Source organism: Enterobacter cloacae complex sp. 418I7 (genome assembly GCF_050030705.1).
Classification (GTDB): Bacteria; Pseudomonadota; Gammaproteobacteria; order Enterobacterales; family Enterobacteriaceae; genus Enterobacter; species Enterobacter intestinihominis.
In genome coordinates this window covers 4,254,714-4,279,196 of record NZ_JBLGUU010000001.1, presented here as the reverse complement: position 1 = coordinate 4,279,196, position 24,483 = coordinate 4,254,714, and the positions used below count along the sequence as shown (strand labels likewise).

Sequence of the window (24,483 nt, the reverse complement as noted above, 5' to 3'; positions counted from 1 at the left end):
ACCGCCCGGCTTTTTTGTTGGCGTCAGAACAGTTCGTGCGTTTCGCCGTTATCAATGATTTCGGTACCCACCTCATGCACCGCCTGCGTGGTTGGCTGCGTACCCTCGATGAAATACTCGGCACGGCTGTTGCCGCCATTCGCGAGCTGTCCGGTGCTGCGGTCAATATTGATCGTGACAATGCCCGGCGGAGGCGTTAGCGGCTGCTCCGGCACGCCCTCGAGAGCGGCCTTCATGTAAGCATCCCAGGCCGGTTGCGCACTCTTAGCCCCACCCTCGTAACCGGAAATCTGATCTTTAATCGCGCCAGAAGCGGTTGTGCGCCCCAGAGTGCGGCGGTGATCGTCAAAACCAATCCAGACCGAGGTGACAACGCCCGGGCCATAACCTGAGAACCAGGCATCTTTTGAGCTGTTGGTTGTGCCTGTTTTGCCGCCGATGTCGCGGCGCTGCAAATCGCGGCCCGCTCGCCAGCCGGTGCCTTGCCAGCCCGGTTCGCCAAAGATGTTGGTGTTCAGCGCGCTCTTAATCAGGAACGACAGCGGCGTGCTGATCACGTGCGGAGCATACTCCTGCGCGCCACTCTGGGCGACCAGCGCCTGATTGGCCTGTTCCAGCTGAGGCTGCGGCACCGCCAGATTCTGACGTTCCTGAGAGATGGCAACATCTTCCATGTCCTTGTTTTCAAGGACATTGGATTTTGGCGTGTCGCCGTAAATCACCGGAATATCGCATTCAGGGCAGGCAATTTTCGGCTTCGCTTCAAACAGTACGCCGCCCTGATCGTTCTCGATTTTGCTGATGAAATACGGATCGACCAGGAAGCCGCCGTTTGCCATAACCGAGTAGCCACGCGCGACCTGGAGCGGTGTGAAGGACGCGGAGCCGAGCGCCAAAGATTCGGTATGAACGATGTTTTGCGCCGGGAAGCCGAAGCGTTGCAGATACTCTGCCGCATAATCAACGCCCATCGCACGCATCGCGCGAACCATGACCACGTTCTTCGACTGGCCAAGGCCCTGACGCAGACGGATAGGGCCAGCGTATTGCGCCGGAGAGTTCTTCGGCTGCCAGTCAGAGCCCGCACCGGCATCCCATCGGGAAATTGGCACGTCGTTGAGAATGCTGGCGAGCGTTAGCCCCTTGTCCATCGCCGCGGTATACAGGAACGGTTTGATGTTCGAACCGACCTGACGCAGCGCCTGGGTTGCACGGTTAAATTTGCTCTGGTTGAAATCGAACCCGCCAACCAGCGCCATCACGGCACCGTTCTGCGGATTGATGGAGACCAGGGCAGAGTTGACGTCCGGCACCTGTGCCAGCCACCAGGCATCGCCTACCTGACGCACCCAGATTTGTTGTCCGGTTTGTACCACATCCGTCACTTTACGTGGAGTAGGCCCCTGAAGGGTGTCAGAACGGTACGGACGCGCCCAGCGGATACCCTCCATACGCAGCGAAACGGATGTACCATCGGCCATCATCGCCACCGCTTCCTGCGGATCGGCCTGGGTGACCACCGCCGGACGCAGCGGGCCATAGGTCGGCAACGCTTTCAGGGAATCAGTAATTTTTTTGCTGTCCCATGCGCCTTCGCCCACTCTCCACAGCACGTTGGACGGGCCGCGATAGCCGTGACGCATATCGTAATCCATCACGTTATTACGCACCGCCTGCTGGGCAGCCTGCTGCACCTTGCGGGTCACGGTGGTATAAACGCGATACCCGTCTTCATATGCTTTGTCGCCGTAGCGGCGCACCATCTCCTGGCGAACCATTTCCGTCAGATACGGCGATGAGAAAGCAATTTCCGGTGCATGGTAATTGGCATCAATCACATCGCTGCGTGCCCGATCGTACTCATCCTGGCTGATGTAGCCTTCGCTCAACATACGCGATAGCACAACGTTACGGCGCGCGGTGGCGCGGTCCAGCGAATAGAGCGGGTTAAACGTTGATGGCGCTTTTGGCAGGCCGGCAATGGTCGCCATTTCGCTCAGCGTGAGCTGATCGATCGACTTACCGAAATAGACCTGAGCCGCAGCCCCTACGCCATAGGCGCGGTAGCCCAGATAGATCTTGTTGAGGTAAAGCTCAAGGATCTCGTCTTTGCTCAGCAGTTGCTCAATGCGGATCGCGAGGAACACTTCTTTGATCTTACGTATCAGCGTCTTTTCCGGGCTGAGGAAGAAGTTACGCGCCAGCTGCTGGGTAATGGTACTTGCCCCCTGAGAGGCATGACCGGAGAACAGCGCCACGCTTGCCGCACGGAAAATACCGACCGGATCGACACCGTGGTGCTCGTAAAAACGGCTGTCCTCGGTGGCGATAAAAGCCTTCACCATCACGGGTGGAATTTGATTTAAGGTCAGTGGGATACGACGTTTCTCGCCGTATTGCGCCATCAGTTCACCATCGGCGCTAAAGACCTGCATAGGGATCTGAAGCCGCACATCACGAAGTGTGGCGACATCAGGGAGTTGCGGCTCGACATATTTGTACAAACCAATAATCGAGCCTGCTCCCAGCAGAATGCAACAGACTGCAAGGATCAATAAATACTTTACGAACTTCACCGGAGATTTCCCATTTGGTTTAGCCTGGGCAGTTTCTAAACAATCGCGCGGTAGTATAAAGGCAAGCCTGATTCATTGATATAGCCGTCACTCCGACGGGCGATAAGGAGATCGTGAAGTATGGCTTTTAAAACGTGGCAAACAGGCGTTCATATTCAACAGGATAAGGTGATTGCCTTGGCGCTGACCAGAGAGCGGGCCGGCTGGCGTTTACGGCGCTGGTGGGCGGTGCCGCTGTCGGACGGGGTTATCGGTGAAGGCAAAATACTTAAGCCAGAACAACTGGTTAACGCATTACGTGGCTGGCGGAAAACATTGCCGCACTCGCATCGGGTATTTCTCTCATTTCCGGCAACGCGCGTTCTGCAACGCGCGTTGCCCCGTCCATCCGTTACCTTGCGTGACAGCGAACAGCTCACCTGGGTAGGCGCCGCATTAGCGCGTGAGCTGGAGATGCCTCCCGATACGCTCTGCTTTGACTACGCGCAGGATACGTTCAGCAACACTTTTCAGGTTACCGCCGCGCAAAACAGAGAGGTCGATACCCTGTTGTCGCTGGCGAAAGCGCTGCGTTTGCGCCTGGCCGCAATCGTCCCGGATGCCGGCGCACTGGCTAATCTTCTCTCTGCTGTTGCCCCCGTCCGGTGCGTAGCCTGGAGGGATAAACACCAGTGGCTGTGGGCGATGCGTCACCAGTGGGGGCGGCGCTACACCACAGAAGCGGCGACGGTGAATGAGCTGGCGGCGTTGCTTGCGCTTTCTCCTTCTGATATCGCCGTGTTTGATGCTGCACGGGATCCCTGGGAAGCGGTGACGCTGTGTCAGCCGCCGTTGCCAGAATGTGGTGCTAATTACACCGTCGCCCTGGCGCTGGCCATGAGCGAGGCGCCGTAATGAGCATGCCCAATCTTTTACCCTGGCGTCGGCAGCAACGTAATCAGCGCCTGCGTTTTTGGGGGCTGCTGTTTACCGCCTCATTGTTGGTGATGCTGGCGGGAGGCGTCAGCCTTCGGGCGACGCAGACTCTCGCGTCACAGGCGTTGCAGAGCGATCTGGCGGGAACGCGTGCGGTGCAGAAGGTATTGAAAGCCCGTCAGCCGCAGTCTGCGGGGCTGGAACCCCTTTCGCAGCCGCCTGAGACGGTGGCATGGCAACCCGCGCTTGAATCCCTTGCCAGTGCAATGCCCCGGCAGGCGTGGCTGACGGCGCTGCGTTATCAGCCACCCTCGCTGATCCTGACGGGCTATACCACCTCACTCCCGACGCTCTCCGCCATGACCGATGCGCTGAAAAGGGTGACGGGGTTTAACCCCGGACCGGCAGGCGAACTGCAACAGGATAGCCAGGGGCGATGGATGTTCTCTTTTCAACTGCATAGCCGGAGGTAGCCAGTGGGCATCTGGTATCAACGCTGGACAGATGCACGTCCTTCCCGGCGCGTCCTTTGCTGGTTGATCGCGTCGGGGATTGTTGCGTTTGCGATTTGGGGAGCGCTGCTCAGACCCGCTGCTCTGTGCTACGCCGATATTCAGGCGCAGGCCAGCAGTGCGAAGCGAATCAACGCCTCGCTGTGGCCAAAGGCCGGGCGGCGACCTGTGGTTACGCAAGTGAAGCCGGTGCAGCCCTTTTCTCCGCTGGCATTTCAGCGTGAGGACGCAAGGCTGGTGTACTGGAAACCGCAGCAGAGTGGGGGAGAGCTGGCGCTGGATGCCTTATGGGGCGCAGTTCCGGCGCTCTTTTCCCGGCTGGCGCTTGAGAACGTGCGGGTGAGCGCGTTTTCCATCACCCCACAGGGAAAACAGCTACGCCTTAGCCTGCAACTGGAGATCGGTCATGCGCAGTAAAACCCGTTTGCTGATCCTGCTTTCTCCGCTTTTCCTGACCGGGATGCGGGATCCCTTCTCCGTGCCGGAAGAGCGTTGCGCAGCAGGGCAACTCAGCCAGTGGCGGTATCAGGGAGTCGTCAGCGGCAGCAGGGATATCGGCCTTATGCAGGACGGGCAGAACCGCTGGCACCGGGTAAAAACGCAGATGCGGTTACCGCCAGGCTGGCGGTTGAGTGCGATAGATACACAACAACTGACCGTTGATGTCGGCGAGATGTGCGAGCCGAAACGATGGACATGGCAGCGAGAAGGAACGAAAAAAAGTGAAGATATGGATAGGGCTGTTACTGGCGGCACTCAGCCAGCCCCTGTGGGCCGCGACGCCAAAACCGGTCACCCTGCTGGTGGATGATGTCCCGGTGGTGCAGGTATTACAGGCGATGGTAGCGCAGGAGGATCGCAATCTGGTGGTGTCGCCGGATGTCAGCGGTTCGCTTTCGCTGAATCTAACGCGGGTGCCCTGGAGGCAGGCGCTTCAGACGGTAGTGAACAGTGCCGGGCTGGTATTGCGGGAAGAGGGCGGCATTTTTTATGTGCATACGGCGGCCTGGCAGCGGGAGCAACAGACGCGTAAAGAACAGGAGCGGGCCCAGCGTCTGCTCGACGCTCCGCTGCTCTCTCACAGCATTCCGTTTGCTTATGCGGATGCGGCCGAATTGCAAAAAGCGGCGGAAAAGCTCTTAAGCCCGAAAGGCAGTCTCTCCGTCGACAAGCGCACCAACCGTCTCCTGGTCAGGGATAACAAGTCGGTGGTGGATATGCTCCAGCGCTGGGCAGCGCAGATGGATCTGCCCGTCGAGCAGGTAGAACTGGCGGCGCAGATTGTGACCATTAGTGAAAAAAGCCTGCGTGAACTGGGGGTGAAATGGAACCTCGCTGACGCAACGGAGGCCGGTAAGGTGGGTCAGGTCACGACGTTGGGCGCTGACCTGTCGGTGGCCAGTGCAACCACACACGTTGGGTTTAATATCGGGCGCATCAACGGCAGGATGCTGGATCTTGAGTTGTCGGCGCTTGAGCAAAAGCAGCAGGTGGATATCATCGCCAGCCCGCGGCTACTGGCGTCACACATGCAGCCGGCCAGCATCAAGCAGGGCAGCGAAATCCCGTATCAGGTTTCCAGCGGCGAAAGCGGGGCGACCTCCGTTGAGTTTAAAGAGGCGGTATTAGGCATGGAGGTCACGCCGGTGGTGCTCCCGGGCGGCCGCGTTCGACTGAAGCTGCATATCAGTGAAAATATGCCTGGCCAGGTGCTGCAACAGGCGGACGGCGAAACGCTGGCGATTGATAAGCAGGAGATCGAAACGCAAGTAGAAGTAAAAAGTGGGGAAACGCTCGCGCTGGGCGGGATCTTTTCGCAAAAGAATAAAACCGGACGCGACAGCGTGCCCGTGCTGGGCAACATTCCGTGGCTGGGTCAGCTGTTCCGCCATGACGGAAAAGATAACGAACGGCGCGAGTTAGTGGTGTTTATCACGCCACGTCTGGTCAGTATTCATTAATGGGTAACGATCCCCGCAATGATTTTGCATTCAGTTTGTTGCAGATGTTTGACGTGGGGCATGAATTAGCATACAAGGAGTACCGATTTGAGTTGGACTTACGTCTTATTTCCTTATGCGCCGGGAACGGTGATTTAATCAGTTGCCAAACAAGCCGGAGTATTGAGATAATTTTTCGTCTGACTCTCGCTCTATTGCAAATGAGGTTTCAGTTCATGTCCTGCTACGCCGGGTGTCTGCGCAGCGGGGATTACCATTAACGAATAGTCTTAGTAGTACCGAAAAAATGGCAGAGAAACGCAATATCTTTCTGGTTGGGCCTATGGGTGCCGGCAAAAGCACTATTGGGCGTCAGTTAGCTCAACAACTCAATATGGAATTTTACGATTCTGATCAAGAGATTGAGAAACGAACCGGAGCGGATGTGGGCTGGGTCTTCGACGTAGAAGGCGAAGAAGGTTTCCGTGACCGAGAAGAAAAAGTGATCAACGAACTCACGGAAAAACAGGGCATTGTGCTGGCAACAGGCGGCGGCTCTGTAAAATCTCGCGAAACCCGCAACCGTCTCTCCGCCCGTGGCGTAGTGGTCTATCTTGAGACGACCATCGAAAAACAGCTGGCACGCACGCAGCGTGATAAAAAGCGCCCGTTGTTGCAGGTTGAAACACCGCCACGTGAAGTTCTGGAAGCTTTGGCCGATGAACGCAATCCTCTGTACGAAGAGATTGCTGATGTGACCATTCGTACTGACGATCAAAGCGCTAAAGTGGTTGCAAACCAGATTATTCATATGCTGGAAAGCAACTGATTCTGGCTTTATATACACTCGCCTGCGGGTAAAAGCATTTAAGGTGGATGTCGCGTCATGGAGAGGATTACAGTTACTCTCGGGGAACGTAGTTACCCTATCACCATCGCGGCTGGTTTGTTTAACGATCCAGCTTCCTTCTTACCACTGAAAGCGGGTGATCAGGCGATGCTGGTCACCAACGAGACGCTGGCTCCGCTTTATCTCGACCGTGTACGCCACCTGCTTGAGCAGGCGGGCGTGAAGGTCGACAGTGTGATTCTGCCCGATGGCGAGCAGTACAAAAGCCTGACGGTACTGGATACCGTCTTTACCGCACTTCTGCAAAAACCGCACGGTCGTGATACAACACTGCTTGCCCTGGGCGGCGGCGTTGTGGGCGATCTGACCGGTTTTGCAGCCGCCAGCTACCAGCGCGGTGTGCGCTTTATTCAAATTCCAACCACGTTGCTCTCACAGGTCGATTCTTCTGTGGGCGGTAAAACGGCGGTTAACCATCCGCTCGGCAAAAACATGATTGGCGCGTTCTACCAGCCTGCATCGGTGGTGGTGGATCTCGACTGTCTGCAAACCTTGCCAGCGCGCGAACTGGCGTCCGGCCTTGCAGAAGTGATCAAATACGGCATTATTCTTGACGGTGAGTTCTTCACCTGGCTGGAAGAGAATATGGATGCGCTGCTGCGCCTCGATGGGCAGGCAATGGCCTACTGTATTCGCCGGTGCTGTGAGCTGAAAGCAGAAGTCGTTGCCGCAGATGAGCGTGAAACCGGCTTACGTGCTTTACTGAATCTGGGGCATACGTTTGGTCATGCGATCGAAGCCGAAATGGGCTACGGTAACTGGCTTCACGGTGAAGCTGTCGCTGCCGGAATGGTCATGGCGGCCCGTGCCTCTGAACGTCTGGGGCAGTTCAGGCCGGAAGAGACAGCACGTATCATCACGTTGCTTAAACGTGCTGGCTTGCCGGTGAGTGGTCCGCAGGAAATGTCTGCGCAAGCGTACCTTCCCCACATGATGCGCGATAAAAAAGTATTGGCAGGTGAGATGCGTCTGGTACTCCCGCTTGCAATAGGGAAAAGTGAAGTGCGCGGCGGAGTGCCGCACGAAGTCGTACTTGGCGCTATTGCTGATTGTCAGCAGGCGTAACAACTAGAAAGGTCAGGCTGCTGTAACAGGTGGTCGTTTTAGCTTCAGGTAAATGCAGAGTCGTTGGCAGAAGCCTTTGAGTGGGGTGTTAAATGGATGAATTCAAACCAGAAGACGAGCTGAAACCCGATCCCAGCGATCGTCGTACTGGTCGTTCTCGTCAATCTTCAGAACGTGATAACGAGCCGCAGATCAACTTTGACGATGTCGATCTGGATGCAGACGATCGTCGCCCTTCGCGTAGCCGTAACGCGCGAAATGAGCGTGAAGACGAGGAGTATGAATCCGAAGAAGAGTTAATGGATGAACAGCCTGTTGAACGTCGTCCGCGCAAACGTAAAAAAGCGGTAGCGGCAAAACCGGCCTCCCGTCAGTACATCATGATGGGCCTTGGCGTTCTGGTTCTGGTATTGCTGATTGTCGGCATTGGTTCCGCGCTAAAAGCACCTTCTACCCATTCTACCGAGCAGACAGCGTCTGCCGAGAAGAGCATCGACCTGTCTGGTAACGATGCGAGCAACCAGGCGAATGGCGCTCAGCCAGCGCCGGGCACCACTTCCGCAGAGCAGACCGCAGGTAACACCAGCGCCGGTCAGGATATCTCTCTGCCGCCCGTCTCTGCGACCCCAACTCAGGGCCAGGCGCCTGTTACGCCGGAGGGCCAGCAGCGTGTTGAAGTTCAGGGCGATCTGAATAACGCGCTGACGCAGCCGCAGAATCAGGAGCAGGTTAACGCTGCCGTGGTGAACTCCACGCTGCCTACTGAACCTGCCACCGTTGCGCCAGTTCATGGCAGCAATGCCCAGCAGCAAACGGCGGCAACGGAAACCAAACCGCGCCAGACGCCGACTGCGCCGCGTCAGGAGCGTAAGCAGGCTGTGATTGAGCCGAAGCGTGAGACGAAACCGCAGACCGTGGCAAAAGCGCCAGAAACGAAAGCGCCAGCGCAGACAAAACCTGCGGTGAGCCAACCGGTTAAAGCGCCAACGCCTGCGGCAACCGCTGCACCTAAAGCAACGGCGACCACAACCGCGCCTGCTGCAACTGCGGCACCGGCTGCTACGCCAACCGCTAGCGCATCCAGCACCGCGGCAGGTAAAACGACGGGTAACGTGGGTTCTCTGAAATCCGCATCATCCAGCAACTACACGTTGCAGCTGAGCAGTTCGTCTAACTACGACAACCTCAACGCCTGGGCGAAGAAATCGAATCTGAAAAACTATGTGGTTTATCAGACGACCCGTAACGGACAGCCTTGGTACGTTCTGGTAAGCGGAGTTTATGCCTCAAAAGATGAAGCAAAACGAGCCGTCTCCACGCTGCCTGCCGATGTGCAGGCGAAAAACCCGTGGGCGAAGCCAATTCATCAGGTGCAGGCCGATCTGAAGTAATGTTTAAAGCGCAGGATGCTGTCGGAGCTTTCTCCACAGCCGGAGAAGGTGTAATCAGTTAGTCAGCATGAAAAAAAATCGCGCTTTTCTTAAATGGGCAGGGGGGAAATACCCCCTGCTCGACGATATTAAAAAGCACCTGCCGAAAGGCGAGTGTCTTATCGAGCCCTTCGTGGGTGCTGGATCGGTATTCCTGAATACCGATTTTTCTCGTTATATCCTGGCGGATATCAACAGCGACCTTATCAGCCTCTATAACATCGTCAAACTGCGTACCGATGAGTATGTGGAAGAGGCGCGGAAGCTGTTTACGCCAGAGAACAACAACCCGGACATTTACTATCAGTTCCGCGCTGAGTTTAATCAGAGCCAGGACCCGTTCCGTCGCGCGCTGTTGTTTCTTTATCTCAACCGCCATGGCTACAACGGTCTGTGCCGGTATAATCTGCGTGGCGAGTTTAACGTGCCGTTTGGCCGCTATAAGCGTCCCTATTTCCCGCAGGACGAGCTGTATCACTTTGCTGAAAAAGCGCAGAATGCCGAGTTCTACTGTCTCTCCTATGAAGAGTGCATGGAGCTGGCGGGCGTAAACTCGGTGGTCTACTGCGACCCGCCTTACGCGCCGCTGTCTGCCACGGCAAATTTCACCGCCTACCACACCAACAGCTTCAGCCCGGCCGAGCAGGCGCGTCTGGCTGAGATGGCGGAAAAGCTGGTCAGCAAAAGAATTCCGGTGTTAATTTCGAATCACGACACGCCTGATACGCGCGAATGGTACAAAGCCGCGAAGCATTTTCAGGTAAAAGTGCGGCGTAGCATTAGTAGCAATGGCGGCACACGTAAAAAGGTGGACGAACTTCTGGCGCTTTATCGACCCTGAGCCTTTGCCCGCCGGTAAACACATTTCAAGGAGATGCGGATGAAACAGTTTTTGATTGCCCCCTCAATTCTGTCGGCCGATTTTGCCCGCCTGGGTGAAGACACTGCCAAAGCTCTCGCGGCTGGCGCAGATGTCGTCCATTTCGACGTTATGGATAACCACTACGTTCCCAACCTGACCATCGGTCCGATGGTGCTTAAAGCGCTGCGTAACTACGGGATCACCGCGCCCATTGACGTGCATCTGATGGTGAAACCGGTTGATCGCATCGTGCCTGATTTCGCCGCGGCGGGTGCCAGCATCATCACTTTCCACCCGGAAGCCTCCGAACACGTTGACCGCACGCTACAGCTGATCAAAGAGAACGGCTGTAAGGCGGGGCTGGTCTTTAACCCGGCGACCCCGCTGAGCTATCTCGACTACGTGATGGACAAGCTGGACGTGATCCTGCTGATGTCCGTCAACCCGGGCTTTGGCGGCCAGTCGTTTATTCCTCAGACGCTCGACAAGTTGCGTGAAGTGCGCCGCCGCATTGATGAGTCTGGCTATGATATTCGTCTGGAAGTGGACGGCGGCGTGAAGGTCAATAACATCGGTGAGATTGCGGCGGCAGGGGCGGATATGTTCGTCGCAGGCTCCGCCATCTTCGATCAACCGGATTACAAAAAAGTCATTGATGAAATGCGCCGTGAACTGGCGAAGGTAAGTCATGGATAAATTGCAGGCTATTCGGGGTGTAGCATTTGACCTCGACGGCACGCTGGTCGACAGCGCGCCTGGATTAACCCGCGCCGTCGATCAGGCGCTGTATGCCCTTGAACTCCCCGTTGCGGGCGAAGAGCGCGTCGTGACGTGGATTGGTAACGGTGCAGACGTGCTGATGGAGCGCGCGCTGACCTGGGCTCGTCAGGAACGTGCATCTCAGCGTTCTGCGCAAGGGAAACCGAGTGTTGACCACGCGGATATTCCCCAGGATGAGCAGCAGCGTATTCTGCGCAAACTGTTCGACCGTTTCTACGAAGAGACCGTCGAAGAGGGCAGCTTCCTGTTCCCGGATGTCGCTGAAACGCTGAGCGCGCTACATGCGAAAGGCATCCCGCTGGGGCTGGTGACCAACAAGCCAACACCGTTCGTTGCGCCTCTGCTGGAAGCGCTGGATATCGCGAAATACTTCTCCGTAATTGTGGGCGGCGATGACGTGCAGAATAAAAAGCCGCATCCGGAACCGCTATTGCTGGTGGCAGGAAAATTATCCTTAGCGCCTGCGGAGCTGCTCTTTGTCGGGGATTCCCGCAATGATATTCTGGCTGCCAGAGCGGCAGGTTGCCCGTCTGTTGGGTTGACCTACGGCTACAACTACGGTGAAGCCATTACGCTGAGTGAGCCGGACGTTGTGTTCGACCACTTCAAAGATTTGTTGCCCGCACTCGGGCTCTCGCACAGTGAACATCAGGAATTGAATAATGACTAAGCCCATCGTTTTTAGTGGCGCACAGCCTTCAGGTGAACTGACCATTGGTAACTACATGGGTGCGTTACGTCAGTGGGTGAGCATGCAGGATGACTACCACTGCATTTACTGCATCGTGGATTTGCATGCTATCACCGCGCGTCAGGATCCCGAGAAGCTGCGCAAGGCGACGCTCGATACGCTGGCGCTGTACCTGGCGTGCGGTATCGATCCCGAGAAGAGCACCATTTTTGTTCAGTCTCACGTGCCAGAGCACGCGCAGCTGGGCTGGGCGCTGAACTGCTACACCTATTTCGGCGAGCTGAGCCGCATGACCCAGTTCAAGGATAAATCTGCGCGCTACTCTGAAAACATCAACGCCGGTCTGTTTGATTATCCGGTGCTGATGGCGGCAGATATTCTGCTGTACCAGACCAACCAGGTACCAGTGGGCGAAGATCAGAAGCAGCACCTGGAGCTGAGCCGCGATATCGCCCAGCGCTTCAATGCGCTTTACGGCGACGTGTTCAAAGTGCCTGAGCCGTTTATTCCGAAATCCGGCGCGCGCGTGATGTCGCTGCTGGAGCCGACCAAAAAGATGTCCAAGTCTGACGATAACCGCAACAACGTTATCGGCCTGCTGGAAGATCCGAAATCGGTGGTGAAAAAGCTCAAGCGTGCGGTGACCGACTCCGACGAGCCGCCAGTGGTGCGCTACGACGTGCAGAACAAAGCGGGCGTATCCAACCTGCTGGACATTCTCTCCGGTGTGACCGGACAGAGCATCCCTGAGCTGGAAAAACACTTTGAAGGCAAAATGTACGGCCATCTGAAAGGTGAAGTGGCAGACGCCGTTTCCGGCATGCTGACCGAGTTGCAGGAGCGCTATCACCGTTACCGTAACGACGAAGCTTTCCTGCAAAAAGTGATGAAAGAGGGCGCGGAAAAAGCCAGCGCGCGCGCCTCCGAAACCCTGAAAGCGGTGTACGAGGCGATTGGGTTTGTGGCGAAACCTTAAGCCGCTTTGCCGGGTGGCGCTTACGCTTACCCGGCCTACGGGACCGTGTAGGTCGGGTAAGGCGGAGCCGCCACCCGACAAAACTGACGAAAAAAAAACCGGGAAATCCCCGGTTTTTTTACGCCTGAATAACGCTTACTGCTGTGCCGCCGGGCCGCAACCGCCAATGATCTTCGAAATGGAGATCGCCGGGTGAAGCAGGTAATCGTAGCTGCAATTATTTTTAGTATTTTGAACGTGACCGGTGCAGGCCGTCAGAGTTGTTAACAGGCCGACCAGAACGGCAGCTTTTGCCAGTTTGAACATACGCATTCCTTGTCAATAAAATCAAAAAATTGGATGTAACACGAGGGAATAAATGGAAAAGTTCCATTACGCGGGCGGTATGTTATCGACTGAGGTAAGAAGGGAGTAGTCCGCTTCAAGACTACTCCCGGGAGAGAGATTGTGCGTTAGTGGCTGGAGAACCAGTTCAGTTTTTCACGCAGTGCTACCACGCGGCCCACCACGATCAGCGCCGGGCTTTCAACCTGCTGCGCCAGCTCGCCCAGCTGCGTCAGTACGCCATCGACCACGCGCTGCGTAATGGCGGTACCGTTTTCTACCAGTGCGACCGGCATATCTGCTTCCATGCCGTGCTCCAGCAGTTTCGCCTGAATCGTGGCTGCCTGATTTAGCCCCATGTAGAAGACCAGCGTCTGCTTTTCAGCGGCCAGATTATGCCAGTCCAGCTCGCTGCCGGTTTTCAGGTGGCCCGTCACCAGGCGCACGCTCTGGGCATAGTCGCGATGGGTTAACGGAATGCCGGAATAGGCAGAACAGCCGGATGCCGCCGTAATGCCCGGCACCACGGAGAACGGAATGCCCGCGTTGCAGAGAGTTTCCAGCTCCTCGCCGCCGCGACCAAAGATAAACGGATCGCCCCCTTTCAAACGCACCACGCGCTTACCTTTTTGCGCTTCCCGCAGCAGGATCTGGTTGATCTCCTCCTGCGGTACGCAGTGATAACCTGCCCGTTTGCCGACGAATACGCGGTCAGCATCGCGGCGCACCAGATTCATGATGTCATCAGAGACCAGACGGTCATATACCACGATGTCCGCCTGCTGGATCTGCTGGAGACCCTTCAGCGTCAGCAAGCCCGCATCGCCGGGACCTGCGCCCACCAGTACCACTTCACCGCGATGATCCAGCGGTTCAGAGAGGAGTTGCTCGGTCGTCTCTTCAACCGCTTTGGTGTCCTGATTGGCCAGCGACTGCGCCAGCCTGTCGTTGACAAAGAACTTCTCCCAGAAGCGACGGCGTTCGCCCACGGTTGCGAAGGTTTGCTTCACGCGGGAACGCAGCTGCCCGGCGTAATGGGCAATCTGACCAAGGTGTTGAGGCAGCACGGCTTCCAGTTTTTCCCGCAGCAGACGGGCAAGAACGGGCGAGCGGCCACCGGACGACACCGCAATCATCAGCGGCGAGCGGTCGATAATGGATGGCATGATAAAGCTCGCCTCTTTCGGCGCATCCACCACGTTACAGAAGATGCGGCGCGCTTCGCAGGCGTCGCTGACGCGCTGGTTAACGTCATCGTTATCCGTTGCGGCGATGGTCAGCCAGCAAGTATCCAGCAGGGATTCATCAAATTCGCCCTGCACCTGCGTGAGCATCCCTTCCTGCGCCCAGACGTCAAACTGTGGGGCGAAGGTGAGGGCGTTAACGGTCAGTCTGGCGCCCGCCTCTAACAGCAGGCGCGCCTTGCGTTCAGCCACATCGCCGCCGCCCACGAGCAGGCAGTCGCGGTTGCGTAATTGACAAAAAATCGGCAGGTGATCCACGACGTTACCTCACAGCATTCATGGCGGGGGAAGAATTGACGTCAGGATAACAGCAGGAATCGTACAGAACATACGGTTTTTCCTGCCGTTACCCATAAGGGGTCATAAGCCTTTCCTATTGAAAAGGCGAGGGGTTACGCTTTCAGCTGCACCTCGCCGTCCTTCACGCGGACGTCGTAGTGTTTGACCGAGAAGCTTTCATCTTCCATGCAGCGCCCGTCGGTTAAGCGGAAGCGCTGCTTTTTCAGCGGGCTGGCAACCCACAGTTCGCCCTGGTGCTCCGCAATCAGACCGCGGGAGAGCACGCTGGCCTCGAAGAACGGGTCGATATTGCTGATGGCAAAAACCTGTTCATCGTGGCGAGGGCGGAAAATCGCCACCTGCTCGTTGCCCAGCAGGGCACAGACGCCGGTTGCTGGCAGAATGTCGTTAATGTTGCAGATGTTTACCCACTGGCTCATGCGTTTTCCTCCACCAGCATCACCGGAATACGTTCATACGGGGTCGCTGGACGATGCTGTTCGCGCTCCGGCACCACCTGCACGTTCGGGTCGCGCTGGGTGCTGTTGATAAAGTGTTTGAAGCGCGTCTGCGCCGCTGGCGTGTTCACGGTTTCGGTCCACTCGCAGATCACCGCCTCGCGCAGGCGAGTCATCTCGGATTCCAGCTGTTCATTCAGGCCCAGCTTGTCGTCGATAATGACTGGCTTCAGGTAGTCGATGCCGCCTTCGAGATTATCCAGCCAGGACGCGGTACGGGTCAGCTTATCGGCGGTACGAATGTAGAACATCATGAAGCGGTCGAGGTATTTGATCAGCGTATCGCGATCGAGATCGGCAGCCAGCAGATCGGCGTGGCGAGGTTTCATCCCGCCGTTACCGCACACGTACAGGTTCCAGCCTTTCTCGGTGGCGATAATACCCACGTCTTTACCCTGTGCTTCCGCACATTCACGGGTACACCCTGAGACGCCGAACTTCATTTTGTGCGGCGTACGGATGCCTTTGTAGCGGTTTTCCAGCTCGACGCCGAAGCCCACGCTGTCGCCCACGCCGTAGCGGCACCAGGTGCTGCCCACGCAGGTTTTCGCCATGCGCAGCGCCTTGGCGTACGCGTGACCGGTTTCGAAGCCCGCCTCAATCAGCTGACGCCAGATTTCCGGCAGATCATCTTTCTGCGCACCGAACAGGCCGATACGCTGGGAACCGGTGATTTTGGTGTACAGATTAAACTCACGGGCGATACGGCCCACGGCGACCAGCCCTTCAGGGGTAATTTCTCCCCCGGCAGAACGCGGGATCACCGAGTAAGTCCCGTCTTTCTGAATATTGGCCAGGAAGTTATCGTTGGTGTCCTGAAGCGGAGTGTGTTCTGGTTTGAGCACATATTCGTTCCAGCAGGACGCCAGCAGGGAACCGACGGTAGGCTTACATACTTCACAGCCGTAGCCCTGGCCGTGTTTCTCCAGCAGTTCGTCGAAGGACTTAATGCCCTCCACGCGGATCAGGTGATACAGCTCCTGGCGAGAGTAAGCGAAGTGCTCGCACAGGTTGTTGTTCACTTCAATGCCCTGTTTTGCCAGCTCGGCGTTCAGCACCTGAGTGACCAGCGGGATACAGCCGCCGCAGCCGGTCCCGGCTTTGGTTTCCGCTTTCAGCGCCGCAACGGTGTGGCAGCCTTTGTTAATGGCGGAGATCAGCATGCCTTTGGTCACGTCGAAGCAGGAGCAGATTTGCGCGCTGTCCGGCAGTTTATCCACGCCAATGGACGGCTTACCGCTGGAGGCGTGCGCCGGGAGGATCAGCGCGTCCGGGTTTTCCGGCAGCTCAATGGCGTTCAGCACCAGCTGGAGCAGGTTGCCGAAGTCGCTGGTGTCGCCCACCAGCACCGCCCCGAGCAGGGTTTTGTTGTCCTGGCTGACGATAAGACGTTTGTAGACTTCTTTGCTTTCGTCCAGATAAACATAGCTGCGGGAGTTCGGGGTGCGACCATGCGCATCGCCAATACCGCCCACGTCCACGCCCAGCAGCTTCAGCTTCGCGCTCATGTCTGCGCCGGTGAAGGCATTTTCGCTGCCGAGGATATGGTCAACGGCGACCTGCGCCATTTTGTACCCAGGTGCAACCAGACCGTATACGCGGTTATTCCAGCTGGCGCATTCGCCGATGGCGTAGATGTCCGGATCGGAGGTCTGGCAGGTATCGTTGATCATGATCCCGCCGCGCTGCGCAACGGCCAGACCGCACTGAGTAGCCAGCTTGTCGCGCGGGCGAATGCCGGTGGAGAAGACGATGAAATCCACTTCCAGCTCGCTGCCGTCGGCAAAGCGCATGGTTTTACGCGCTTCAGTGCCTTCCTGCACGATCTCTTTGGTGTTCTTGCTGGTGTGAACCTTCACGCCCATGCTTTCGATTTTACGGCGTAACTGGTCGCCACCCATATGGTCCAGCTGTTCCGCCATCAGCATCGGGGCAAATTCGATGACGTGGGTTTCAACGCCGAGGTTTTTCAGTGCGCCTGCGGCTTCCAGACCCAGCAGACCACCGCCGACAACCGCGCCACGTTTGCTTCGACGTGCGCAGGATTCAATGGCGTTGAGGTCTTCAATGGTACGGTAAACGAAGCAATCCTGGGTTTCCGAACCTTTAATCGGCGGGATCCACGGATACGAGCCTGTCGCCATGATCAGCTTATCGTAAAAAACCGTGCGTCCGGCGCTGGAGTGGATCACTTTCTCCTGACGGTTGATGGTGATAGCGCGTTCGCCCACCAGCACTTTTACGCCATGCTTCTCGTAGAAACCTTCGCGCACCAGAGAGAGTTCTTCGGCGGTATGGTGAGAGAAGTAGGAAGACAAGTGCACACGGTCGTACGCCTTGCGGGGTTCTTCACAGAACACGGTAATATCGAACTGGTTAGCATCGGCTTTATCGAGAAGATCCTCAATAAAGCGGTGGCCGACCATGCCGTTACCGATGATAGCGAGTCTGACTTTGCTCATTTTTGCCTCGATTTCTTTTCTATTACTGCCTACCTTAACGATTCAGCAGGGGCACTTATTGATGCAAATCAAATACGCCTTCACCTACCCCTTAGGGGGTATATCTATGATTTGTCAGGATTTTTATAAGTGACGGATATTGTTTGATTTTTGTGCTTGCTTGTTTTTCGCACAATTTTGGTGGGGTTTTTTACCCATCGGCGGGCAGGGCGGGTGAGGAGGGGAAAACCCCTTTGCAGTACGCAAAGGGGTTACGGCGATTAGTGGGTAGCCGTTGCTGTATTGTGCTGGCGGTGACGGGTCACAAAGCCCAGCACGAAGCACATGATGAACACCACGGCGTACAGACCGTTAGCGGTATGCAGCGCCGCCAGCGGGCCGCTGTGCGCCACAATTGGGCCCGTGACCACGAAGGTCAGCATGGTGCCGATGGTGCCGCAGGTCAGCACGAAGTTCACCAGCTTTGGCGAGGCCACTTTGGTCTGAAGAGAGCCAAGGGTGATGATCGAGGTATAAATCGCGCTGGAGAAGAAGCCCAGGGTCAGGATGAACCACGGCATATGCTCCGGGGAACCGTTGATGAACAGATACATCAGCACGGTTGCCAGACCCGCCAGAACGGTCAGGATCCGTTGCAGGTCGAAGAAGCGCAGGATAAAGCTAAACGCCCACATGCCGAACATGTAAGACATCCAGAAATCGCTCACCAGTTTACCCGCGTCGTTCAGACTCATGCCCAGACCTTTCGCATACTCAGGAACCCAGGAGATAAAGCCCAGCTGGCCCAGGATGTAACACAGCGCGGCGATGGAAAGGAACAGCACGCCGATACCCCATTTTTCTTTCGCAACTGGCTCAGACGTGGTCTGCGTTTTTTTGCCCAGCACCGGGAACTCGCAGCCGAAGGTGAGAATAAAGATCGCGACATAGACCAGACCAATGCAGGCGTACACCCAGTACCACTCAATGCTGCGCGCCAGAAGATACGCGGCGACCATCGGGAAAATCATCCCGGCCATGCTGAAGAAGGAGTCGGTAAACAGCAGACGCGCGCCGCGCTGGCGGCCTTCATACATATGGGTGATCAGGAACGTACCGATCGACATGGTGATCCCGCTCACCAGGCCCAGCACGAACATGGCGGCAGAGAAGAGGGCGATGCTGTGGCTCAGCACCAGGCCCGCCACGGCGGCAACCATCAGCACGAAGCCGAAGCGCAGCTGGGTTTTCAGCGGCACGATTTCCATCAGCCAGGCATTAAGGAAAATAGAGATCAGGATCCCCGCGTTCAGGAAAGTGAAGGTATTGCTCATGCTGGAAACGGGCAACTGGAAATAGTCTGCGATATTTCCCATCACCATCCCGGTGACGATCACCAACGCGCCGGTCAGGGCGTAGGAGAAGAAGCTGATCCATGTGAGCTTGATGCGATTGCTGTTAGTCATGTCTGGCCTGTTAAAAGTAAAGAAAAACGCAATGACTGCGTTTGAGCGGGCAGATTTTAGTCGCGAAAGTGATCTAATTAAATCTTTCAGAAAATATTGAGCACAATTGCAGGCTTTAACGTGATGGGGATCACATTATATCGCGGGGTGAACAATCGTTTGCGCGGTAATAATTGTTTCAATTTCGTAAAATTAGGTAAAAGACTGGTCTGGGGTCATACTGCTCTTTAGAATCAAGCCATTCGCTTTTTATACTGCGCTTTGTTAAGGAATTCTCATGCTCAAATCAACACTGGCGGCTGTCGCAGCTGTGTTTGCTCTTTCTGCCGTTTCCCCTGCTGCGCTGGCAGCTAAAGGAGACCCTCACGTCCTGCTGACTACCTCTGCGGGGAATATTGAGCTGGAGCTGGATAGCCAGAAAGCCCCTGTTTCCGTGAAAAACTTCCTCGACTACGTGAACAGTGGTTTTTATAACAACACCACGTTCCACCGCGTGATCCCGGGCTTTATGATTCAGGGCGGCGGTTTCAACGAGCAGATGCAGCAGAAAAAGCCTAACCCGCCAATCAAAAATGAAGCGGATAACGGCCTGCTGAACAAGCGCGGCACCATTTCTATGGCGCGTACGGCGGATAAAGACAGCGCCACCAGCCAGTTCTTCCTCAACGTGGCGGATAACGCCTTCCTGGACCACGGCCAGCGCGACTTTGGCTACGCGGTGTTCGGTAAAGTGGTGAAAGGCATGGACGTGGCGGACAAGATCTCTCAGGTTCAGACTCACGATGTCGGTCCATACCAGAATGTGCCGTCTAAGCCAGTGGTGATTCTCTCCGCGAAAGTGCTGCCGTAATCGTTCCCTCACACGGGCACATCCTGCCCGTGTCTTTCCGCCCTCCCTGCGAAAGCGCGTTTTGCTGCTTATACTTGTGGCAAACGGACTATTCAGGGAGGCGTAGTGAAAAAACTCACCGACAAGCAAAAATCCCGACTCTGGGAGCAACAGCGTAGCGTCAATCTTCAGGCCAGTTGCCTCCTTGAAAAAGGCAAGGGTCCCGCTGAACCCGATATCGAGACGCTGGCACTGGGGCCTTCTGCACCGGGTTTACCCCATCTGTGCCTTATTCACCGCCATTTATTCCGCAACGAAATGAAAGGCGCTGGCGAGCTGCGCACCGCCGATATTTCCAAGGGCGACATTCCATTTTGCCATTTCGAGTACATCGAGAAGGTGGGTAATGAGCTGATGGCTTCGCTGGAAAGCGATAAATATCTGGTGGGCCTTCAGAAAGAAGAGTTTACAGACAGAATCAGTCATTACTACTGTGAAATCAACATGCTACATCCGTTTATGAGCGGTAATGGCGTGGCTCAGCGGATCTTCTTTGAACAGCTGGCGATCCATGCGGGCTACGTGCTGAACTGGCAGGGGATCGACCCGGACGACTGGGCATCCGCCAACCAGAGCGGGGCGATGGGTGATCTGACCGCCCTGAATGCTATCTTTGCCAAAGTTGTGAGCGAAGCGCGGGGATCTGAGTAAAATAGGGCGGCCATTTTTTCAGGAGCCGCCATGATTCTGCTGATTGATAACTACGATTCCTTTACCTGGAACCTTTACCAGTATTTTTGTGAGCTGGGGGCAGAGGTGGTTGTCCGCCGTAACGATGAGATCGCGCTGGCTGACATTGACGCGCTGGCGCCCCAGAAAATCGTGATTTCGCCCGGGCCGTGTACGCCGTCGGAGTCCGGCATCTCGCTGGAGGTAATCCGCCACTATGCGGGCAAGCTGCCGATTCTGGGCGTCTGCCTGGGTCACCAGGCCATTGCGCAGGTCTTTGGCGCCACCATTGTCCGTGCCGCGAAAGTCATGCACGGCAAAACCTCACCGATCACGCACACCGGTACCGGCGTATTCCTGGGGCTAAACAATCCGTTAACCGTGACGCGCTACCATTCTCTGGTGATTGATCCGCCGACCCTGCCCGCAGACTTTGAAGTGACCGCCTGGAGTGCGACCCGGGAAATCATGGGCATTCGCCACCGCGAGTACGATCTGGAAGGGGTGCAGTTCCACCCGGAAAGCATTCTCAGCGAACAGGGGCACGCGCTGCTGGCCAATTTCCTTAATCGCTGAATATCTGTTGCCTTGTTGTGATTTTTTATGCATATTTTGTGATTATATTTTCACAATCACTGTGACATAAAAATGGATGGTCATGACATGGCAACTGAACAACCAGCAATTACCCGCGCGACATTCGATGAAGTGATCCTGCCGATTTATGCACCGGCTGAGTTTATCCCGGTGAAAGGGAGAGGCAGCCGCGTCTGGGATCAGCAGGGCAACGAGTATGTTGATTTCGCAGGCGGTATTGCGGTGACGGCGCTGGGCCATTGCCATCCTGCGCTGGTGGACGCGCTGAAAGCGCAGGGCGAAACGCTGTGGCACACCAGCAACGTGTTCACTAACGAACCGGCGCTGCGTCTGGGGCGTAAGATCATCGATGCCACCTTCGCCGAACGCGTGCTGTTTATGAACTCTGGCACCGAAGCCAACGAAACCGCCTTTAAGCTTGCGCGCTACTACGCAACCACGCGTCATAGTCCGTACAAAACCAAAATCATCGCCTTCCATAACGCCTTCCACGGTCGCTCGTTCTTTACCGTTTCCGTTGGCGGCCAGCCGAAGTATTCCGACGGCTTTGGTCCGAAACCTGCGGATATCATCCACGTGCCGTTTAACGATCTGCACGCCGTTAAAGCGGTGATGGACGATCACACCTGTGCCGTGGTGGTCGAACCCATTCAGGGGGAAGGCGGCGTCACGGCGGCCACCCCGGAATTTCTGCAAGGGCTGCGCGAACTATGCGACGAGCACCAGGCGCTGCTGGTGTTTGATGAAGTGCAGTGTGGGATGGGGCGTACCGGAGACCTGTTCGCTTATATGCACTACGGCGTAACGCCGGATATTCTGACCAGCGCGAAAGCGCTCGGCGGCGGTTTCCCGGTCAGCGCGGTGCTAACCACCCAGGATATTGCTTCCGCATTTCATGTGGGCTCACACGGCTCCACTTACGGCGGTAATCCGCTGGCGTGCGCCGTGGCGGGAGCGGCGTTCGACATCATTAATACGCCGGACGTCCTGAATGGCGTGAATGCGAAACGCGCCCTTTTTGTGAAACATCTTCAGCAGATTGACGAACAGTTTGATGTCTTCAGTGAAATCCGCGGAATGGGGCTGCTGATCGGTGCCGAGCTGAAGCCTCAGTACAAAGGCCGCGCGCGCGATTTCCTGCACGCCGCCGCGCACGAAGGCGTCATGGTGCTCAACGCCGGGCCGGACGTGATGCGCTTCGCGCCGTCGCTGGTGGTGGAAGACAAAGACATCGAAGACGGGTTAACCCGTTTTGCTGCGGCGGTCGCGAAGATCGTCAGAGGCTAATACGCGGTTCGTTTTAACCGGCGCGTTAACCAAATCCCGTGATGCGGACGCTGACGCCATGCCACCGACGAAATGGTGTGCATGGTGTTGAGATGCCCGAGAACGCGCTGTAAATGCTGCTCCAGGGTGCTCATCGGCCCGTGGGTCAGCGTCTCCGGCGCTTCCAGAATGTTCGAATCCCCTGACTCGCCCGGCGCGTCGTACTCCAGACGCTGCTGACAGCGCTGGAGGGCAATTTCACACGACTGCAAATAGCGCTGCGCCAGATCCGGCGTCAGCATGGTGTGCTCGCGCGCCAGCGTGGTCATGGCATTGATGTGTTCGACGATAAACTGGCTGTGCGTGACCCACAGCTTCATGTCTGCCAGATAGTGCGAGTTGAAGCCCGGCTCCTGCATGGCCTGGTTAAGGGAGTTGAACAGGGCATTATGCGCCTGGTTGACCTTCATGCGCTCGTAGGCCAGTGGAGACGGCTGCGGGTCGTCGCTCAGGATCAGGCGAATGGCCTGCTGATCCGCCTCCAGCGCGTCGTGGGCGTTTTGCCTCAGTAATCCACTTTGCCACTGCGGCCACAGCCAGACCATGCCGCCAAAGGCGATCAGGCAGCCAATCAGGGTATCGACCAGGCGGGCAATAATTAACTGATCGGCGTTGAGCGTAAGCAACTGCAGGGTGTACACCGCCGTTACCGTAAAGCCCACCGTCGCCCAGCCGTAGTTTTTACGGATGATCAGATAACTCACCATCGTAATCGCCAGCATGCCGACCAGCGTATACCCTTCCGGCACGTGGAAGTGCAACGTTACGCCCGCGATAATCAGCCCCGCCATCGTGCCGCCCGCCCGATGCAGAATGCGCACCCGCGTGGCGCCATAGCCGTTCTGGGTGACAAACAGCACGGTCATTAAGATCCAGTAGGGTTTCGGCAGGTGCAGGGCCATTCCCATCAGGCTGGCGATGCTGAGCATGACGCTAATTCTTGCGGCGTTGCGCAGGGCGGAAGACTTCAGCGACAGGTAGCTTTTGAGCGCAGGCAGCAACGGCAGTCGTTTTTGCTTATCGGCCATCAGGTCCCGGGCATAAAGCGGGCGCTGGGTGCGCAACACCCGGGCGATGCGGCTGAAATGCCAGGCGGCAAACTGCCCGACCGGGTTATCCGCGTGCTGGCGCGCAATCTTTTCCAGCGCGCCGAGCTGTTTGTCCATGTTAAAGCGCGTCGGATAGCGGTGATAGAGGATATCCTCAGCCAGCACCCGCAGGCGCGCCGCGACGGTCTGCGCGTTCCAGCGGATCACCGCTTCCGCATGGCTGCGCTCCACCAGCTTTTGCACCTCTTCCGGATTATGAAGGCTGACGGAAATATGCTCCTGCAAATCCAGCCCGACCTGGAAGGTACGCAGCAGCCGCTTATATTCATGATTTTTGTTGGCGGCAAGCATGTGCAACTGCTGATAGCACTGGCTGATCAGATCCACCACTTTTTGCTGGCGTGCCAGCAGCGGCGGCAGGGATTTTTCCGGGTCGGTATGTTGCGTGAGCAGGGTGTATTTTGCTTCACAGTATTCAGCAAGCTGCACGTAGAGCAGGCTCAGGGATTCGCGAAGCGGCTGTTCCCGCCACAACCAGAACCAGAACCAGTTAAACAGCCCGTACCACAGCGTGCCGAGGGCGTAGATCAGCAATGGCTCCCACACCGGCATATTGCCCGCAAGGCTTAAGGTGAAGATGGCGGCAATCAGCGACGCGGGAAGCAGGCGGGCGTGCAGCGAGCTGATTTCAGCGGTTACGCCAAGCGTCATCGCCAGCACGGTCAGGATCAGCGGCAGAGGAATGTCGCGGGCCAGTAAGAGTTGCACGGCAAGGCTACAGCCGGCAAACAGGCAGCCGCCAATAATCAGGCGTTTGAAAAAGCGTTTATGCGGGGTGTCCAGACCGGCAATGTTGCAGCAGGCGGGCACGAGAGAAAACAGCAGGCCTTGCTGAAGATGTCCGAGGATCAGGCCCACGGCCACGGGAAGACATAACACCAGCGTTTGTCGCAGTGCGTAGTTAACTTCCGGGTGATAGATCAGCCTGCGCCACATAAGGAGTAGAGACAAAAACGGCGTGCCA

Annotated in this window: 23 protein-coding genes; 16 read left to right on the top strand and 7 right to left on the bottom strand. The window is 56.6% G+C overall.

All coding sequences use genetic code 11. The features are described from left to right. Positions 1 to 23: 23 nt before the first annotated feature. A complete protein-coding gene (gene mrcA, locus ACQG0S_RS20725; protein WP_048966608.1) occupies positions 24 to 2,576 on the bottom strand; it encodes a peptidoglycan glycosyltransferase/peptidoglycan DD-transpeptidase MrcA in 2,553 nt (850 codons plus the stop codon). 120 nt (positions 2,577 to 2,696) lie between these two features. Between mrcA and ACQG0S_RS20720 the strand changes: the two genes are divergently transcribed. From ACQG0S_RS20720 to trpS, 12 genes are all read left to right on the top strand, one after another. After that, the gene (locus tag ACQG0S_RS20720) at positions 2,697 to 3,470 is read left to right on the top strand and encodes a DNA utilization protein HofM (RefSeq protein WP_426750737.1); all 774 of its coding nucleotides are present in this window, start codon (positions 2,697 to 2,699) and stop codon (positions 3,468 to 3,470) included. Next, on the top strand, positions 3,470 to 3,964 hold the full coding sequence (locus ACQG0S_RS20715; RefSeq protein ID WP_023307110.1) for a PilN domain-containing protein: 495 nt from the start codon (positions 3,470 to 3,472) through the stop codon (positions 3,962 to 3,964). Before ACQG0S_RS20720 ends, ACQG0S_RS20715 begins: the two co-directional genes overlap by 1 nt. 3 nt (positions 3,965 to 3,967) lie before the next feature. After that, the gene (locus tag ACQG0S_RS20710; protein WP_023298776.1) at positions 3,968 to 4,420 is read left to right on the top strand and encodes a hypothetical protein; all 453 of its coding nucleotides are present in this window, start codon (positions 3,968 to 3,970) and stop codon (positions 4,418 to 4,420) included. Next, positions 4,410 to 4,814: a HofP DNA utilization family protein gene (locus ACQG0S_RS20705; RefSeq protein ID WP_048966610.1), complete on the top strand. Its 405-nt coding sequence runs from the start codon at positions 4,410 to 4,412 to the stop codon at positions 4,812 to 4,814. The genes ACQG0S_RS20710 and ACQG0S_RS20705 overlap by 11 nt, the downstream gene beginning before the upstream one ends. Continuing rightward, a complete protein-coding gene (gene hofQ / locus ACQG0S_RS20700) occupies positions 4,726 to 5,964 on the top strand; it encodes a DNA uptake porin HofQ (RefSeq protein WP_045308978.1) in 1,239 nt (412 codons plus the stop codon). Before ACQG0S_RS20705 ends, hofQ begins: the two co-directional genes overlap by 89 nt. 286 nt (positions 5,965 to 6,250) lie before the next feature. Continuing rightward, entirely contained in the window at positions 6,251 to 6,772 is a 522-nt protein-coding gene (gene aroK, locus ACQG0S_RS20695) for a shikimate kinase AroK (RefSeq protein ID WP_003861630.1), read from the top strand. A gap of 57 nt (positions 6,773 to 6,829) precedes the next feature. Continuing rightward, the gene (gene aroB, locus ACQG0S_RS20690; RefSeq protein WP_022649622.1) at positions 6,830 to 7,918 is read left to right on the top strand and encodes a 3-dehydroquinate synthase; all 1,089 of its coding nucleotides are present in this window, start codon (positions 6,830 to 6,832) and stop codon (positions 7,916 to 7,918) included. A 92-nt stretch (positions 7,919 to 8,010) separates the two neighbouring features. Then, positions 8,011 to 9,309 (top strand): cell division protein DamX, encoded by a 1,299-nt coding sequence (damX, locus tag ACQG0S_RS20685; RefSeq protein WP_046620338.1) that lies wholly within the window; start codon positions 8,011 to 8,013, stop codon positions 9,307 to 9,309. 67 nt (positions 9,310 to 9,376) lie between these two features. After that, positions 9,377 to 10,189 (top strand): adenine-specific DNA-methyltransferase, encoded by an 813-nt coding sequence (gene dam / locus ACQG0S_RS20680; protein WP_022649620.1) that lies wholly within the window; start codon positions 9,377 to 9,379, stop codon positions 10,187 to 10,189. A gap of 39 nt (positions 10,190 to 10,228) precedes the next feature. Then, positions 10,229 to 10,906, top strand: coding sequence for a ribulose-phosphate 3-epimerase (gene rpe, locus ACQG0S_RS20675; RefSeq protein WP_003861634.1), 678 nt, complete (start codon positions 10,229 to 10,231; stop codon positions 10,904 to 10,906). Beyond that, a complete protein-coding gene (gene gph, locus ACQG0S_RS20670) occupies positions 10,899 to 11,660 on the top strand; it encodes a phosphoglycolate phosphatase (protein ID WP_017384158.1) in 762 nt (253 codons plus the stop codon). Before rpe ends, gph begins: the two co-directional genes overlap by 8 nt. Further along, positions 11,653 to 12,657, top strand: coding sequence for a tryptophan--tRNA ligase (gene trpS / locus ACQG0S_RS20665; protein ID WP_023298773.1), 1,005 nt, complete (start codon positions 11,653 to 11,655; stop codon positions 12,655 to 12,657). Before gph ends, trpS begins: the two co-directional genes overlap by 8 nt. A 135-nt stretch (positions 12,658 to 12,792) precedes the next feature. On the opposite strand, the gene ACQG0S_RS20660 is transcribed toward trpS, so the two are convergent. From ACQG0S_RS20660 to tsgA, 5 genes are all read right to left on the bottom strand, one after another. After that, the gene (locus tag ACQG0S_RS20660) at positions 12,793 to 12,963 is read right to left on the bottom strand and encodes a YhfL family protein (protein ID WP_003861638.1); all 171 of its coding nucleotides are present in this window, start codon (positions 12,961 to 12,963) and stop codon (positions 12,793 to 12,795) included. Between the two features lie 146 nt (positions 12,964 to 13,109). Continuing rightward, positions 13,110 to 14,483: a siroheme synthase CysG gene (gene cysG / locus ACQG0S_RS20655; protein WP_023298772.1), complete on the bottom strand. Its 1,374-nt coding sequence runs from the start codon at positions 14,481 to 14,483 to the stop codon at positions 13,110 to 13,112. Between the two features lie 134 nt (positions 14,484 to 14,617). Further along, on the bottom strand, positions 14,618 to 14,944 hold the full coding sequence (gene nirD, locus ACQG0S_RS20650) for a nitrite reductase small subunit NirD (protein WP_022649617.1): 327 nt from the start codon (positions 14,942 to 14,944) through the stop codon (positions 14,618 to 14,620). Further along, positions 14,941 to 17,484, bottom strand: a complete 2,544-nt coding sequence (gene nirB, locus ACQG0S_RS20645) for a nitrite reductase large subunit NirB (RefSeq protein ID WP_426750734.1) — start codon at positions 17,482 to 17,484, stop codon at positions 14,941 to 14,943. Before nirB ends, nirD begins: the two co-directional genes overlap by 4 nt. 260 nt (positions 17,485 to 17,744) lie before the next feature. Next, positions 17,745 to 18,929, bottom strand: a complete 1,185-nt coding sequence (tsgA, locus tag ACQG0S_RS20640; RefSeq protein ID WP_038416837.1) for an MFS transporter TsgA — start codon at positions 18,927 to 18,929, stop codon at positions 17,745 to 17,747. 277 nt (positions 18,930 to 19,206) lie between these two features. Between tsgA and ppiA the strand changes: the two genes are divergently transcribed. The 4 genes from ppiA (at position 19,207) to argD (ending at position 22,371) form a co-directional block, all read left to right on the top strand. Then, complete coding sequence (gene ppiA, locus ACQG0S_RS20635; RefSeq protein ID WP_022649614.1) at positions 19,207 to 19,779, top strand: peptidylprolyl isomerase A; 573 nt, start codon at positions 19,207 to 19,209, stop codon at positions 19,777 to 19,779. 105 nt (positions 19,780 to 19,884) lie between these two features. Continuing rightward, positions 19,885 to 20,469 carry a putative adenosine monophosphate-protein transferase Fic gene (locus ACQG0S_RS20630; protein WP_023298771.1) on the top strand — a complete coding sequence of 195 codons (585 nt, stop codon included), beginning with the start codon at positions 19,885 to 19,887 and terminating at the stop codon, positions 20,467 to 20,469. A 30-nt stretch (positions 20,470 to 20,499) separates the two neighbouring features. Further along, a complete protein-coding gene (gene pabA / locus ACQG0S_RS20625) occupies positions 20,500 to 21,063 on the top strand; it encodes an aminodeoxychorismate synthase component 2 (RefSeq protein WP_048966611.1) in 564 nt (187 codons plus the stop codon). Positions 21,064 to 21,150: 87 nt separating this feature from the next. Further along, a complete protein-coding gene (gene argD / locus ACQG0S_RS20620; RefSeq protein ID WP_169440803.1) occupies positions 21,151 to 22,371 on the top strand; it encodes a bifunctional acetylornithine/succinyldiaminopimelate transaminase in 1,221 nt (406 codons plus the stop codon). On the opposite strand, the gene ACQG0S_RS20615 is transcribed toward argD, so the two are convergent. Then, positions 22,368 to 24,455 carry a YccS/YhfK family putative transporter gene (locus tag ACQG0S_RS20615; RefSeq protein ID WP_023307103.1) on the bottom strand — a complete coding sequence of 696 codons (2,088 nt, stop codon included), beginning with the start codon at positions 24,453 to 24,455 and terminating at the stop codon, positions 22,368 to 22,370. The genes argD and ACQG0S_RS20615 overlap by 4 nt on opposite strands. Positions 24,456 to 24,483 lie beyond the last annotated feature (28 nt).